12 protein-coding genes are annotated in these 14,475 nt (G+C 70.2%); 6 read left to right on the forward strand and 6 right to left on the reverse strand.

The features are described 5' to 3' along the window. Nucleotides 1–565 precede the first annotated feature (565 nt). Nucleotides 566–1,288 (reverse strand): lipoyl(octanoyl) transferase LipB, encoded by a 723-nt coding sequence (lipB, locus tag ACYVIO_RS21265; protein WP_460652589.1) that lies wholly within the window; start codon nucleotides 1,286–1,288, stop codon nucleotides 566–568. A 119-nt stretch (nucleotides 1,289–1,407) separates the two neighbouring features. Between lipB and ACYVIO_RS21270 the strand changes: the two genes are divergently transcribed. From ACYVIO_RS21270 to ACYVIO_RS21285, 4 genes are all read left to right on the forward strand, one after another. Then, nucleotides 1,408–2,895, forward strand: a complete 1,488-nt coding sequence (locus ACYVIO_RS21270) for a serine/threonine-protein kinase (protein ID WP_460652590.1) — start codon at nucleotides 1,408–1,410, stop codon at nucleotides 2,893–2,895. A gap of 61 nt (nucleotides 2,896–2,956) precedes the next feature. Further along, nucleotides 2,957–4,267 (forward strand): HNH endonuclease signature motif containing protein, encoded by a 1,311-nt coding sequence (locus ACYVIO_RS21275; protein WP_460652591.1) that lies wholly within the window; start codon nucleotides 2,957–2,959, stop codon nucleotides 4,265–4,267. Nucleotides 4,268–4,634: 367 nt separating this feature from the next. Then, on the forward strand, nucleotides 4,635–4,787 hold the full coding sequence (locus ACYVIO_RS21280) for a hypothetical protein (RefSeq protein WP_460652592.1): 153 nt from the start codon (nucleotides 4,635–4,637) through the stop codon (nucleotides 4,785–4,787). Between the two features lie 253 nt (nucleotides 4,788–5,040). Beyond that, nucleotides 5,041–5,253, forward strand: a complete 213-nt coding sequence (locus ACYVIO_RS21285; protein WP_460652593.1) for a hypothetical protein — start codon at nucleotides 5,041–5,043, stop codon at nucleotides 5,251–5,253. 589 nt (nucleotides 5,254–5,842) lie between these two features. Here the strand turns inward: ACYVIO_RS21285 and ACYVIO_RS21290 are convergent. The 3 genes from ACYVIO_RS21290 to lpdA form a co-directional block, all read right to left on the reverse strand. Beyond that, on the reverse strand, nucleotides 5,843–6,733 hold the full coding sequence (locus tag ACYVIO_RS21290; RefSeq protein ID WP_460652594.1) for a TIGR01777 family oxidoreductase: 891 nt from the start codon (nucleotides 6,731–6,733) through the stop codon (nucleotides 5,843–5,845). Nucleotides 6,734–6,821: 88 nt separating this feature from the next. After that, nucleotides 6,822–8,843, reverse strand: a complete 2,022-nt coding sequence (gene sucB / locus ACYVIO_RS21295) for a 2-oxoglutarate dehydrogenase, E2 component, dihydrolipoamide succinyltransferase (protein WP_460652595.1) — start codon at nucleotides 8,841–8,843, stop codon at nucleotides 6,822–6,824. Nucleotides 8,844–8,951: 108 nt separating this feature from the next. Beyond that, nucleotides 8,952–10,337, reverse strand: a complete 1,386-nt coding sequence (gene lpdA, locus ACYVIO_RS21300; protein ID WP_460652596.1) for a dihydrolipoyl dehydrogenase — start codon at nucleotides 10,335–10,337, stop codon at nucleotides 8,952–8,954. A gap of 459 nt (nucleotides 10,338–10,796) precedes the next feature. On the opposite strand from lpdA, the gene ACYVIO_RS21305 reads away from it, so the two are divergent. After that, complete coding sequence (locus ACYVIO_RS21305; RefSeq protein WP_460652597.1) at nucleotides 10,797–11,114, forward strand: hypothetical protein; 318 nt, start codon at nucleotides 10,797–10,799, stop codon at nucleotides 11,112–11,114. A 176-nt stretch (nucleotides 11,115–11,290) separates the two neighbouring features. On the opposite strand, the gene ACYVIO_RS21310 is transcribed toward ACYVIO_RS21305, so the two are convergent. Continuing rightward, nucleotides 11,291–12,133 (reverse strand): carbon-nitrogen hydrolase family protein, encoded by an 843-nt coding sequence (locus ACYVIO_RS21310; RefSeq protein WP_460652598.1) that lies wholly within the window; start codon nucleotides 12,131–12,133, stop codon nucleotides 11,291–11,293. 28 nt (nucleotides 12,134–12,161) lie between these two features. Here ACYVIO_RS21310 and ACYVIO_RS21315 point away from each other — a divergent pair, with 28 nt between their 5' ends. Then, nucleotides 12,162–12,800, forward strand: coding sequence for a GntR family transcriptional regulator (locus ACYVIO_RS21315; RefSeq protein ID WP_460652599.1), 639 nt, complete (start codon nucleotides 12,162–12,164; stop codon nucleotides 12,798–12,800). A gap of 150 nt (nucleotides 12,801–12,950) precedes the next feature. Here the strand turns inward: ACYVIO_RS21315 and ACYVIO_RS21320 are convergent, their stop codons facing one another. Continuing rightward, nucleotides 12,951–14,285, reverse strand: coding sequence for an MFS transporter (locus ACYVIO_RS21320; RefSeq protein WP_460652600.1), 1,335 nt, complete (start codon nucleotides 14,283–14,285; stop codon nucleotides 12,951–12,953). Nucleotides 14,286–14,475: the final 190 nt, after the last annotated feature.

Consider the following 14,475-nt stretch of genomic DNA (forward strand, 5'->3'; position numbering starts at 1 on the left):
CAGCTACCCGCGCATCCGCGATGGGGGTCACCCGTGCCGGACCACCAGACGCCCTGCATCTGCGGATCCGTCACCAGCGCTGGACCAACACGCACCAGCCACCGCGCGCATCCGCGAGAACTGCCACCCGGCGGCCAACAGGCACCAGCTACCCGCGCATCCACGCTTCCATCACCAGCGCCGGACCATCAGGCACCAGCCACCCCGCGCATCCGCGAGAACCGCCAACCCCGCCGAACCACCAGGCGTCAGCCACCCGTGCATCCACGACAACCACCCCTGCCGAACCATCAGGCGTCAGCCACCCGTGCATCCACGACAACCACCCCCGCCGAACCACCTGGCGTCAGCCACCCGTGCATCCACGACAACCCCCCTGCCGAACCACCAGGCGCCAGCCATCCGCGCATCCACGCACCCGCGAGACCCGCCACCCGTCAGACCAACAAGTACCGGCCACCGCAGAGATCTGCGCACCAATATCCGACCCAGGGGGAGAGGTCAGTGACGTCCCCCGCAGGGAGACGCCACCAGCGCCCCCGCACGACACACACCAGCCAACTACTTACGGCGTAACAGCCAACCCGTACGTAATCCCCGCCGGCGCCTCATCCACATGCTCCAGATCCGGCGTCCGCTCGTACTCGTCCCACGCCAGCATCCGATCCAGCTCCCGCCGTACCGCCGCCAGCACCTCGGTCACCTTCACGTCCCGCCCAAGCTCCTTGGACAACGTCGTCACATCAGCGTCCGAGATCCCGCACGGCACGATCCGGTCGAACCACGCCAGATCGTTGTCACAGTTCAACGCGAACCCGTGCATGGTCACCCCCTGCGCCACCCGGATCCCGATCGCCGCGATCTTCCGCTCGCGCCCACGCTCATCGGCCGGAACCCACACCCCACTACGCCCCTTGACCCGCCCAGTCCGTACGCCGAGCTCAGCGCACACCGCGATCAAGGCCTCCTCCAGCCGCCGCACGTAATCCACCACGTACACGTGCGAGGCCAGCTTCACGATCGGGTACGCCACGAGCTGCCCCGGCCCGTGCCACGTGATCTTCCCGCCCCGGTCCACATCCACCACCGGCGTACCGTCCACCGGCCGCTCGTGCGGCTCGGTCCGCTTGCCGGCCGTGTACACGGGCGGGTGCTCGAGCAGGATCACCGTGTCCTCGCCGGTGCCCTCGGCAACCGCGGTGTGCAGCCGCCGCTGCTCCTCCCACGCCTGCTCGTAGTCGACCGCCTCGGCGCCGAACCCGGCCTCCACGTACTTGATAGCCCTCACGCGTTCGAGTGTATGCCTGACCCTCACCCCGACGTCGCCCACCATCCACAGGCCCCGATCGGACGCCCTGCTGTGGATAACTCCACGGCCGACAGCGACGATTCGTGCACCCTCTTGGCATGGCACTCGACGACATCGCCGGCTACAGCTTGCGCCGGAAGCTCGGGTCCGGATCGGCCGGCACCGTCTGGCTGGTCCGCGACCTCGCCTCCGGCCGCCACGCCGTCCTCAAACGCATCCCCGCCCCGACCATCACCAACCCGACGGTCTTCGAACGCGACCTCACCACCCTGCTCGCCATCAACCACCCCCACATCGCCCGCCTGATCGAAGTCCGCCGGTCCGAGTCCGACTGGCTCCTCTTCGGCCAGCACGTCCCCGCCGGCAACCTCACAGCCCTCCTAGGCCGAAGAGGCGACCTCTCTCTAGGCGAGCTGGTCACCCTGATCAGCCCACTGGCCGAGGCCCTCTCAGTCCTCCACCACAAAGGCCTCCACCACGGCCGCCTGACCCCCGCCAACATCCTCTTCGACGCCGACGGCCGCCCCGTCATCACCGACACAGCCCTCCGCTCCCAGGACCCCACCACGACCCAAGCCGACGACCTGACAGCCCTCGGTGCTCTAACTCAACTGGCCGCCGGTACCACCACCCCGTTCCCCGCCACGCTCTTCACCCACACCACAGCCCCAACCCTGGCCCGCAAGGTCCTGGACCTCTCCCCACCCACACCTCTCAACCTCGCATTCCCCGACCACTCCACCCCCGAGTCCCAACCCGCTCCCACCCGTCCCCTTCTCACCCCAAGACCAGCCCCCGCCCCGACCACGCCAGGCCCGACCACCCCAGCCCCAACCGCCAGCCCCAGTGCGATTCCCACGGTCCAACCCCGCCCTCAAAACCGCCGAAAACCCCGCCGAGACACCACCCGCCGAGCCCGCCGCGACAACACCACCCGCCTCAACCGCATCCTCGCCAGCACCACCCACCGAGCCCCTCGCTCCCACCGAACCGCTTACGGAATCCTCGCCGCCTCAGCCCTAGCCGCCCTCGTAGTCACAGCCCTGGCCCTGACCACCCTCGGCATCCTCGACACCCCCACCACCAACCCAGCCGCCGCAGCACCCCCATCACCCACCCCCACCAAACCCACAACCCCAGCTCCGACCACCCCAACCCCGACCACCCCAACCTCCTCCATTCCAACGCCCATGGCCTCGCCCTCACCCAGCGCCACAACCTGGCAACAAACCCTCCAGGCCCTGGACCAACGCCGAGCCCACGCCTTCTGGACCCTCAACCCCGCCGAACTCGACGCCGTCTACCAACCAGGCAGCAACCCCTGGACCACAGACCGAGCAGCCCTAGCCACCTACCAAGCCCAAAAGATCCGAATCGCCAACCTCCGCTTCCACATCGAGCACCTAACCCAAGAGCCCACCCCCGGCCCCACCATCACCCTCCGAGTCACCGACCGCCTCATCTCCGCCACAGCCCTGACCCCCACCGGCCAAACCCAACTCCCACCCGGCCCACCCACCACCCGCCGAATCACCCTCACCCCCAACGGCAAGACCTGGCGCATCACCACGATCACCCCTGCCTAAACCTCTTATAAACAAGGCCATCCCCTCAAAACTGTCGGCGCCCTCCAGGAGACTGATCCGTATGACGTACTGCGACGAGCGACCCCCGTGGTCCATGACCGGCAGCGAAATGCTGTCGGCGCTCGACGCCGTCCAAACCCAGCTCACCCACCTCCAGACCTACCGCCTGCAGCTGTTATCGGCTCTGGACACCAACGGCCACGCCGCCGAAATCGGCGCCCGAGACACCGTCCAACTGGTCGCCGTCCGCCACCGCCTGGACCCCACCGAAGTCCGCCGAGACCTACGCCTAGCCACGGCCCTGCCGAAGTACGCGGAGGTCCAAGCAGCCCTCCAAGCCACCAGCGAGCCCCCAGCCGCAGCCCCGGCCGCAGCCACAGCCACAGCCTCCGGCGCAGCCGCGCCCGACGATCCTGCCGTGGGCGACGTGGGCGAGGCGGGCGAGATGGGCGCGCCGGGCGAGGCGGGCGAGGCGGGCGAGATGGTGCTGCATGTGGGACAAGCCGAAGCCATCATCACCACCCTCGAACGCATCCCCGCCACCGCGACGGTCCCCGTCGAGACCCTCCAAGTCGCCGAACACGAACTCGTCAAAGCCGCCCAGACCCTCTGCCCAGGAGACCTACGCAAACTCGGCAAACACATCCGCAACACCCTCGACACCGACGGCCCCGAACCCGAAGCCCAAGCCCTCGCCGCGGAAACCCTCTGGCTGAAGCGCGACGAACTAGGCGTCGAATTCGCCGGCTACCTAGCCGGCGACAACGCCGAGCTCTTCCACACCCTGATCTTCGCCGGCGCCAAACCCCACCAGACCCCCGACGGCGCCCGCGACCCCCGCAGCCGCGGCAAACGGCAAGCCGACGCCCTCACTGCCATCCTCACCTCGGCTGCATCCACCGGCACAGCCGCCCCCGCCCACGGTGACATCAAACCCCACATCACCGTCACCGTTGATCTCAACGATCTGACAGCGGGTATCGGCGCGGGCACCCTCGCCTCAGGCGCCACCTTGTCCACCAGCGCCGTACGCCGCCTAGCCTGCGACGCCGGCCTCATCCCGCTGGTCCTCGGCTCCAACTCAGAGCCCCTGGATGTCGGCACCGAACACCGCTTCGTGACGCGAGCAATCCGTCAGACCTTGAATGCCCGCGACAAGGGATGCGTGATCTGCCAGGCCCCACCCGCAATGTGCGAAGCCCACCACCTGGTCCACTGGGCCGACGGCGGCCCCACCACGATCACCAACCTCGCCCTGCTCTGCAAAGCCCACCACATCGACGTCCACCACGACCACTGGACCATCACCATGAACCATGGCCGTCCCCAGGTCACCCGCCCAGGATGGGCCACCCCAGCTCAACCTCCGTAGCCAGCATCGCCGCGGCGACGCCCACCCTCACGCGACAGCGATGCCCAACCCTCACCGCGACAGCGACGCCCACCCTCGCTGCGACAGTGATGCACGCCTTCATGCAGAGGCGACGCGCGCCTTCACCGCAATGCCGTCGAGCATCGTCATACAAAAGATGGCGCGCCTCCACCGCAATGGCGTCGAGCGTTGTCATGCGATGCGACGCCCATCCTCACCGCACGGCGATGCAAGCCGTCATGCAACGCAGACGCACGCCGTCACGCAACACCGCCCCACGCTTTCACTGCAACGGCGATGCACGCCCTCGACGCAACGGCGAGCGCGCTCTCGACGCAACGGCGAGCGCGCTCTCGACGCAACGGCGATGCGCGCTCTCGACGCAATGGTGATGCTGCCCGACGGGCAGGTCGAGGGCGTACGCCGACGGACGGCTGGGACGACCGAGCTGTGCCGGTCGCTGCTGCGGACGGCACTGTCTTCGGCAGCGAGTTCCGGCTGCAGGACGTTGCTGCGCTGATGGCCGAAGGTGTTGCTCGGCCCTCGCGGCGATGCCGCGTGCCCTCGACGCAGCGACGAGCCCGCCCCATGCTGCGGCCTCGTCCGACCCAGCTCGTCCGCGAACAAACTCCCGCCGCAAACCGGCAGCCCGCGAGTCGGCCACCCACGGGTGGGTGGCACCGCGTGCAGGCCGCCGAGGAGCTGGCGGCACCGCTTGCAAGCCCTCGTGCCCGGCCGTGTCGCGTGTCAGCCGTCCGCGTGCCACCCGCCATGTGCCGGCCGCCCCCGTGCCCGGCCGGACCGCGTGTCAGCCGCACGCGTGCCACCTGCCCGCGCCACCCGCCGCGCTCTGGCCGCTCGCACCGGCTGCCGTCGTCGCCGTGGTGTGGCCGCCGTTCGTGACGGCATTGCCGCTGTGGTGGTACCGGGTGCATCGCTGGGAGATCACCGAGGACGCGGAGTACGTCCGCGCCGGGTACTTCTAGCAGCGTGCCGGCCGTACCGCTTGCCAGCCGCCCCCCGTGCCCGGTCTGGCCGCGTGACAGCCGTACGTGTGCTGGCAGGCGGTGAGCCGGCAGCTCTCATCAGCTGGATGATGACCCGGGCATCCACGTCGGCTACCACAGGCCTCCTCCGCTGCCCACCTGCCGGGTCACTGCACGCCCAATCCCATGAAGCCGATCCCAATCCCGCGGGCGACCTCATCACCAAACAACGAGCGCTTCACCTGTACGTCGTACGGACGCCGACTTGGGCACAGCGGTGTGGAGGACACCCGCGGCAGCGGGGGCAGACAACTGCAGACCCGGCAGGTGTGTGTCGGACGCTCGCCGCGGTCCCGCTGCTGCTCCAGAGACCATCCGGCAGATCGATGCGCAGCTGGGTTTGTCCTCGCCGCGAAGGGCCGATGGCGTATCGGTGCGCGGGTGTCGCGCTGACGATGGCGAGGTTTGGAGCGCGACGGTGCGCAGGTGTGGGGCTGACGGCGGCCAAGGGGCGGGGAGCGGCGCCCGCGCTAGGGCCGGCTTCTTTGAGGTGGACTCGGGCTGGAGTCGGGGCTTCGGCTGGGGATGGCTAGTGGGCGAGGGCTGCGGCTATGGCCTGTTGGGGAGTGGAGTGGGTGAAGGTGAAGCCGGTGGTTTGGAGGGTGGTGGGGAGGGCTCGTTTGCTGCCTAGGAGTTCCCAGGCAAACTCGCCCAGCAGGGTGGTGAGGGCCTTGGCGGGGACGGGGATGAGGGCGGGGCGGTGGAGTTGGGTGGCGAGGGACTTGGTGAATTTCTGGTTGGTGATGGGGGTGGGGAGGGTGATGTTGACGGGGCCCTCGACGGTGTCGTGTTCGGCGGTGTGGCGGACGGCTCGGAGCCAGTCGGGGAGGGAGACGACGGGGAAGTACTGGGTGCCGGGGCCGAGGCGGCCGCCTACGCCTAGGCGGAAGGGGAGGGTGAGGAGCTGGAAGGCGGGGGCCTGGTGGGCCAGGACTACGCCGGTACGGAGGGTAGCTACTCGGCAGCCTGCCTCGCGGGCGGGGTCGGCGGCGCCTTCCCAGACGCGGACGACGTCAGCGAGGAAGCCGTCGCCGAGGGGGGAGGCTTCGGTGAGGAGGTCGTCGCCGCAGTCCATGCCGTACCCGCCGATGCCGCTCTGGGTGAGGAACACCGGCTTGCGGTCGAGTTGGGCGGCGGCCTCGGCGAGGGTGGCGGTGGTGCGGACGCGGCTCTCGCGGATGGTTGCGCGGTACGTCGGGGTCCAGGGGCGGCCGATGTTCGCGCCGGCGAGGTTGACGAGGACGTCGGCGCCGATGAGGGCCTTGGCGTCGAGCCGGCCGGTGGCGGGGTTCCACTGGAGCTCGTCGGGGGAGGCGGGCGTACGGCGTACCAGGCGGGTGACTTGGTGGCCGTCGGCAACGAGGTCGCGGGCGAGCGCCGTACCGAGGAAGCCGGACGCGCCGGCCAGGACGTACTTCACGCGAACCTCCGGAGGACAGGGGTAGAAACGAGCCGACCCGCTCGGGCTGGGAGGCCCGAGCGGGTCGGCTTGCTGCTGCTGGTGGCGATCAGACGTCGAACTGGGCTTCTTCCAGGCGGGCCTTGACTGCCGTCAGGTAGCGGGCCGCGTCGGCGCCGTCGACCAGACGGTGGTCGTAGGTGAGGGCCAGGTAGACCATCTGGCGGATCGCGATGGTCTCGCCGAGCTCGGGGTGGGTGATGACGACCGGGCGCTTGACGACCGCACCCGTACCGAGCATGCCGACCTGGGGCTGGTTCAGGATCGGGGTGTCGAACAGAGCGCCGCGGCTGCCGGTGTTCGTGATCGTGAACGTACCGCCCGCCATCTCGTCCGGCAGCACCTTGTTGTTGCGGGTGCGGTCGGCGAGGTCGGCGATCTTCTTCGCCAGGCCGGCGATGTTCAGGTCGCCGGCGTTGTGCACGACCGGGACCATCAGGCCCTTCTCGGCGTCCACGGCGATGCCCAGGTGCTCGGCGGCGTGGTAGGTGACCTCGCCGGCCTCCTCGTTGATCGAGGCGTTGAGCTTCGGGTACTGCTTCAGCGCGTCGATCGCGGCGAGCGCGAAGAACGGCAGGAAGGACAGCTTGACGCCTTCGCGGGCGAAGAACTCGTTCTTCTTCGCGTTGCGCAGCTTGGCGATCTCGGTGACGTCGACCTCGACGACCGTGGTCAGCTGGGCCGACACCTTCAGCGAGTTCACCATGTGGCTGGCGATCGCCTTGCGGATCCGGCTCATCTTCTCGGTGGTGCCGCGCAGCGGGCTGACCGGCGCGTTCGCCGCCGGGGTCGCTGCTGCCGGGGCTGCGGCGGCGGGGGCCGGGGCGGTCTTGGCTGCTTCAGCGGCGGCGATGACGTCCTGCTTGCGGATGCGGCCGCCGACTCCGGTGCCCTGTACGGCGCCGAGGTCGACGTTGTTCTCCGCGGCGAGCTTGCGGACCAGCGGGGTGACGTAGTTCGGGCCCTCGGAGGAGGAGCCGTTGGAGCTGGCGGCCGGGGCCTGTGCTGCCGGAGCTTGTGCTGCCGGAGCTTGGGCGGCGGGCGCCTGGGCGGCCGGGGCCTGGGTCGACTGCGGGGCGGGGGCTGCTTGCGGGGCCGGGGCCTGGGCCGGCGGGGCCTGCTGCGGGGCCGGAGCCTGTGCAGCCGGTGCCTGAGCCTGCGGGGCCGGAGCTGCCTGCGGGGCCGGTGCCTGGGCGGCCGGGGCCTGCTCGGCGGGGGCTTCCTGCTTCGCCTCGGCCGGGGGCTCCTGCTTCGGGGCTTCCTGGGCCGGGGCCGCGTCGCCGGAACCGACGACTGCGAGCTCGGCGCCGACCTCGACGGTCTCGTCCTCGGCGACCTTGATCTCGAGGAGCTTGCCGGCGACCGGCGACGGGATCTCGGTGTCGACCTTGTCGGTGGAGACCTCGAGCAGCGGCTCGTCGACGGCTACGTCGTCGCCCACCTGCTTGAGCCAGCGCGTCACGGTGCCTTCGGTGACGCTCTCGCCGAGGGCGGGGAGGGTGACGGAGGTGCCACCTGAGCTGGGTGCCGATGCGGCCGGGGAGGCCGCGGGGGCTGAGGCCGCTTCGGCCGAAGAAGAGCTGGAGGAGTCGTCGCCCGAGGCCTGCGCCTGCGGCGCGGCCGAGTCGGCCTGCTGCGCGGCCGGGGCCTGCGCCTGCGGCTCGGCCTGCTGCGCGGCGGGGGCCTGTGCGGCCGGAGCCTCGGCCTGCGGGGCCGGGGCGGACTCGGCGGGAGCCTGTGCCTGCTCGGCCGGTGCCTGTGCCTGCTCGGCGGCGGGGGCCGCGGACTCGTCGGTGGACTCGGCCGGGGCCGAGTCGCCGCCGGTGGACTCGCCGGCGTCGCCGATGACGGCGAGCTCGGCGCCGACCTCTACGGTCTCGTCCTCGGCGGCCTTGATCTCCAGGAGAGTGCCGGCCACGGGGGAGGGGATCTCGGTGTCGACCTTGTCGGTCGAGACCTCCAGCAGGGGCTCGTCGACGGCAACCGTGTCACCGACCTGCTTGAGCCAGCGGGTGACGGTTCCTTCGGTGACGCTCTCCCCGAGGGCCGGCAGGGATACAGAGGTCGGCATGACGGTCGTTGCTCCTTCGTCGATCGGTCTCGAAGTCAGCCTACGGTGCCGCCGGAACGGGGCGCCGCCGGGTCACGGCGGACACGCCCGTTGCGGCGCACCACCAACTTACTCGTGGAAGTGCAAAGGCTTTCCGGCCAGCGCCAGGTGCGCTTCGCCGAGAGCCTCGTTCTGGGTCGGGTGGGCGTGCACGAGCGGCGCGACGTCGGCCGGGAACGCCTCCCAGTTGTAGATCAGCTGGGCCTCGCCGATCAGTTCGCCGACCCGGGAGCCGACCATGTGCAGGCCGACCACCGCGCCGTCCTTGGCCCGGACCAGCTTCACGAACCCCTGGGTCTTCAGGATCTGGCTCTTGCCGTTCCCGCCCAGGTTGTAGTTCAGGATCTCGACCTCGCCGTACGTCGCCCGCGCTTGCTCCTCGGTCAGGCCGACGGACGCGACCTCCGGCTCGGAGTAGGTGACGCGCGGGATGCCGACCTCGTCGATCGGGGCCGGGTTCAGCCCGGCGACGTGCTCGGCGACGAAGATGCCCTGCTGGAAGCCGCGGTGCGCGAGCTGCAGCCCGGGCACGATGTCGCCGACGGCGTACACGCCCGGCACGCTGGTCTGCAGGTTCTCGTCGACGGTCACGAAGCCGCGGTCGAGCGCGACGCCGACCTCTTCGTACCCGAGTCCGGAGGTGTTCGGACCGCGGCCGACCGCGACCAGCAGCAGTTCGGCCTCGATCACCTCGCCGCCGGCGACGGTCACCCGGACGCCGTTGTCGGTCACCTCGACGGACTCGAACGACGTACCGGTCTTGAAGGCGATCTTGCGCTTGCGGAACGCCCGCTCGAGCGTCTTGCTGCAGTCGGCGTCCTCGGCCGGGACCAGCCGCGGCAGCGCCTCGACGATCGTCACCTTCGTACCGAACGAGGTCCACGCGCTGGCGAACTCGACACCGATCACGCCGCCGCCGAGCACGACCGCGGACTCCGGCACGCGGTCCAGCGTCAGCGCGTGCTCGCTGGCGATCACGCGGTGGCCGTCGAGCTCGAGGCCGGGCAGGGAGCGCGAGTACGAGCCGGAGGCGATGATCACGTTCTTGCCCGTGTACGTCGTACCGCCGACCTCGACCGTGGTCGGGGAGGTCAGCCGTCCCTCGCCCTCGATCACGGTGATGCCGCGGGACTTGATCTGCCCCTGCAGGCCCTTGAACAGCCGGTCGACGACGCCGTCCTTGTACTTGTTCACGCCGCCCATGTCGACGCCCTCGAGCGTCGTCCGGACGCCGAACTGCTCACCCTCGCGGGCGGAGTCGGCCACCTCGGCGGCGTGCAGCAGCGCCTTGGTGGGGATGCAGCCACGGTGCAGGCAGGTCCCGCCGAGCTTGTCCTTCTCGACGAGGGCGACGGACTTCCCGAGAACGGCGGCGCGCAGCGCGGCGGCGTACCCGCCACTGCCTCCGCCGAGAATCACCAGGTCGTAGGTCTTGCTGTCTGCCGTGGTCGTCACAGGTTCCTCCGTGGGTCAACAGGTCGGCGGGCGGCCCCGGGTCGCGGAGTTCCGGCCCGGCGTCATCTTGTCACCGAGCGCGCGTTGGGTCGTGCCCGGGCTCGCCGTACGGCGGGTGTGGTTTGTGAGGGTGTCCGCTCAGGATGCCGAGGGACCGGTCGGTGTCCGGCGAGGAGATGGGGGCGACGCGCTCCGGCTCGTGCGGTCATCACCGGGGTGGTGGGAGAGGTGTTCCGAACTTCTTCGGCGGGCGCTGCGTCGTACTGGGCAGCCCGTACGACGGGCCGTCCGGAGGCGGGGGTCCTCGGGGGATCGGACGGTTCGGGAACCACGTGGCGCCGCGGTCGTGGCCGTCTCCGGTGAGGGGACGGCGGCAGCGAGGGGTGGCCGCGGCGGCACGTGGTGGGCGGGGCCTATTGGATCGGGGACGAATTTGCGGTGATAGGGGACACTTTGTCCATGAAGTGGTTCGGTCGCCGGCAGAAGCCCGGCACGTTGCGCAAGTCGGACACTCCCGACCAGGCGCATCTGCGTGAGTTCGTCCAGACGCGGCAGGGCGTCGAGGGGTTCGTCGAGCCGCGCACCGCCGTCACGGAGTACACGCTGCTCCTGGTGGCCGTCGACGGTGAGTGGACCCGTCGCCGGGTGCCGTCGGTCGAGTGGGCGCACAACTTCCTGAACAAGCTGGGCATCCCGTCGTACGACGCGGCCGTGGTCGGGTACCCGCCGCGGATGCGCGAGTACAACGCCCGCCAGAAGAAGAACGGGCTCGCCTAACAGTCTGTTGCCGGACTGGACGAGGCCGGAGATCTCGGCGCGCGCTGGTACTTGTGGGGCTGATGGCCTCTCTGCACGGTCAGGTTGTCGCGACCGGGTCGGTGGATGCCGGTGGCGGCGACGCTGTCCATCGCGCTGCTGTCCACAGCGGTCGGGGCTGGGTGTGGCCGGCCCAGCTAGAGGATTGGCACGCGTTGGCGGGTTGAAGCAGCCAGCTCAGGGTCGACCGTGCCCAGGAGCAGGGCGGGTTCGGAGCCCAGGCGGGCGTTCACTCGTCCCAGCGGGTCAGCGAGGACGCTTCGGCCGATGCCCAGCGGGTCTGTCCCGGCCGGGGGAGTCCAGGCCTGGTCGCAGGCCAGCAGCCAGGCTTGCGCGTCCGACGCGCGGGCTCGGGTCAGCAGGTCCCACTGCTCCTCCTTGCCGGGGCCGGCACCCCAGGAAGCCGGTACGACGATCAGTTCCGCGCCCAGCCGTCCCAGCGCGGTGAACTGGTCCGCGAACCGCAGGTCGTAGCAGGTCGCCAGCCCGACCGTCACGCCCTGAAACTCGAAGACGACCAGCTCCTTGCCGGGGGCAACCAGATCTGACTCTCGCGAGCCGAAGGCGTCGTACAGGTGGATCTTCCGGTACGACGCCTCGACGCCCGGGCCGGTCGCCAGGAGCGTGTTGAACACCCGCCCGTCGTCCGACGGCTCGAACAGCCCCGCGACGACGACCACGCCGGTCTCCTCGGCGACCTTCCGCAGTCCGTTCGCGAAGGGGCCGTCGAGGGGCTCGGCCACTGCTCGCAGGTCGCTGCCGAACGCCGCGAGGGTGGCTTCCGGTAGGGCGACGACCTGAGCTCCGGCGTCAGCGGCTCGGCGTACGGCGTCGACCGCACCGGCTAGATTGGCGACCGGATCTGCGCCGGTGAGGATCTGGGCGGCGGCTACGCGCAGAGTGGATTGCTGGGGCTGCTGTGCTGTGGACTGCGCAGTGCGTGGCGTCGCGTCGGCGCCTGGCATGGACGAAGCTGTCATGAACCCTCCAAGGCTGTATACATTGAGTATGCATTTGAGTGGGGACTCCGGCCGCGATCGTGCCTACATGTACCTGCGAGGGACGGTCCTGAGCGACCCCGCGGTCTCCGGCACGTTCATCAACGAGCAGGCTGTCGCGACCGAGGTCGGCGTCTCCCGGACGCCGGTCCGTGAGGCGTTGCTGATGCTGGCCGCCGAGGACCTGGTCCAGCTGGTGCCACACCGCGGCGCGTTCGTGGCGCCGGTGCCGGGGCGGGAGATCGCCGAGATGATGCAGGCCCGCGGGGTGATCGAGTCCTGGGCGGCGACGAGTTGTCTGGCCGCTGGTACGGCGCCGGTCGCGTTGATGACCGAGGTGCTGGAGGAGCAGCGGTCGATCGTGGAGTCCGGCGATGCGAGGGAGTTCATCGAGCTGGACAGCAGGTTCCACGCGCTGCTGATCGGAGCGACCGGCAACTCGGTGCTCATTCGTCTGTACGACAGCCTGCGAGCGCGGCACGTGCTGCTGGGGGTCGTGGCGCTGCGGCGCAGTGCTACCCGGCGGCAGGACGTACTGTCCGAGCACCAGGCCATCGTCGACGGCCTGGCCTCCGGCGACACCGCCGCAGCCGAGGCCGCGATCCTCCGCCACCTCGACACCACCGGCAACATCCTCATGCACGGCTGAGCCCGCCCAGCTGAGTCATGCAGAGCTGCGCCGGGCAGGGCCTGGTCACGCCGGGCTGCGCCGGGCCGGGCCTGGTCACGCCAGGCTGCGCCGGGCCGGGCCCGGTCACGCCGGGCCGACCTGCGCACAGCCGAGTCGTGCCGTGCCGTCTCACGCAGCAGCCACTGCGTCTCGGGGGCTGGCTGCTACGTCGTCCTGCACTGCTCGGCCGAGGCGCAGGCCGACCAGGGTTACCAGGCAGGCGACCACGATGTACGCCGCGATGACGTAGCCAGTACCGGCTTTGGCCAGGAAGTACGTGAACGCCAGCGGGGCAAGGGCTCCGCCGATGACGCCGGCCAGGGTGTAGGCGAGGGAGCTGCCCGTGTAGCGCAGCCGGGCGGTGAACTGCTCGGACACGAACGCTGCCTGCGGCCCGTACATCAGCGAGTGGAACACCAGCCCGATCACCACACCAGGCAGCACAGTGGCCAGCGACGACGCGATGGCGAAGAACACCACGCTCCACACAGCCCCGCCGATCGCGCCAATCCCATAGATCAGGCGGCGTCCGTACCGGTCGGACAGCCAGCCCGACAGCGGGATCAGCCCGACCTGGAACGCAGACCCGACCAGTACGGCGGTGACTGCCTGGCCGCGGCTCATGTCGAGCTCCTGCGTCGCGTAGGTCAGCACGAACACGGCGAACATCGCGTACAGCACGTCCGGCCCAACCCGGGCCAGGATGGCCGCCAGTAGCCCGCGGCCCTGCGTGCGGAGCACCTCGGTGACCGGTGCGGTCGGGCGGTCGCCGCGTGCCTCGAGCTCCTTGAACACCGGAGTCTCCTCCAGCCTGGTCCGGATCAGCAGGCCGAAACCGACCAGTACGGCGGACAGCAGGAACGCGACCCGCCAGCCCCAGCTCAGGAACGCGTCCTCGGACAGTGCGCCGGCCAGTACGGCCAGTACGCCGTTCGCCATCAGCGTGCCGAGCGGCGGTCCCACCTGCGCGGCCGACGCCCAGAAGCCGCGCTGTCCGGCCTGGCTGAACTCGCTGCTGAGCAGTACCGCCCCACCCCACTCGCCGCCGACTCCGACGCCCTGCACGAAGCGCAGGAACACCAGCAGGGTCGGCGCGATCGCACCGGCCTGGGCGTGCGTCGGCAGCAGTCCGATGAAGAAGGTCGCGACGCCGATCAGCAGCAGAGTCGCGACGAGCACGCGCTTGCGGCCGATCACGTCGCCCAGGCGGCCGAAGAAGATCCCGCCGAGCGGGCGCGCGACGTACCCCACGGCGTACGTCGCGAAAGCCTGCAGGGTGCCGGTGAGCGGGTCGCTGCCGGGGAAGAACAGGTCGCCGAAGACGAGCGCGGCGGCGGAGCTGTAGACGGCGAAGTCGTACCACTCCAGCGACGTGCCGGACAGGCTCGCGGCGAACGCCTTGTACAGGCTCCGGCGATCGCCCTGAGCCCCAGCCGCCGGGTGCGGACCGGGAGCCGTGGGCACAGGGCCGCCGGGCGCGGGGCCAGGCGGGGTTGAGCCGGCGGGGGTTGGGCCAGTGGGCGTTGGCATCGGGTTGGACCTCCTTGGGACGATGCTCCATACTCGTCGTATACAACGTGTTCACGCAAGCGATGTCGGAGATTTCTGTGGATGAGGGGCTGATGGGAGCGCGATCAGAGGGACTGGTCGCGCT

Source organism: Kribbella endophytica (assembly GCF_054781295.1).

What these genes read in the sequence shown, in the direction of transcription:
- ACYVIO_RS21270 (WP_460652590.1), top strand. Translation starts at nt 1,408, where the DNA reads ATGGCACTCGACGACATCGCCGGCTACAGCTTGCGCCGGAAGCTCGGG.
- ACYVIO_RS21275 (WP_460652591.1), top strand. Translation starts at nt 2,957, where the DNA reads ATGACGTACTGCGACGAGCGACCCCCGTGGTCCATGACCGGCAGCGAA.
- ACYVIO_RS21280 (WP_460652592.1), top strand. Translation starts at nt 4,635, where the DNA reads ATGCGCGCTCTCGACGCAATGGTGATGCTGCCCGACGGGCAGGTCGAG.
- sucB (WP_460652595.1), bottom strand. Translation starts at nt 8,843, where the DNA reads ATGCCGACCTCTGTATCCCTGCCGGCCCTCGGGGAGAGCGTCACCGAA.
- ACYVIO_RS21305 (WP_460652597.1), top strand. Translation starts at nt 10,797, where the DNA reads ATGAAGTGGTTCGGTCGCCGGCAGAAGCCCGGCACGTTGCGCAAGTCG.
- ACYVIO_RS21310 (WP_460652598.1), bottom strand. Translation starts at nt 12,133, where the DNA reads ATGACAGCTTCGTCCATGCCAGGCGCCGACGCGACGCCACGCACTGCG.
- ACYVIO_RS21315 (WP_460652599.1), top strand. Translation starts at nt 12,162, where the DNA reads ATGCATTTGAGTGGGGACTCCGGCCGCGATCGTGCCTACATGTACCTG.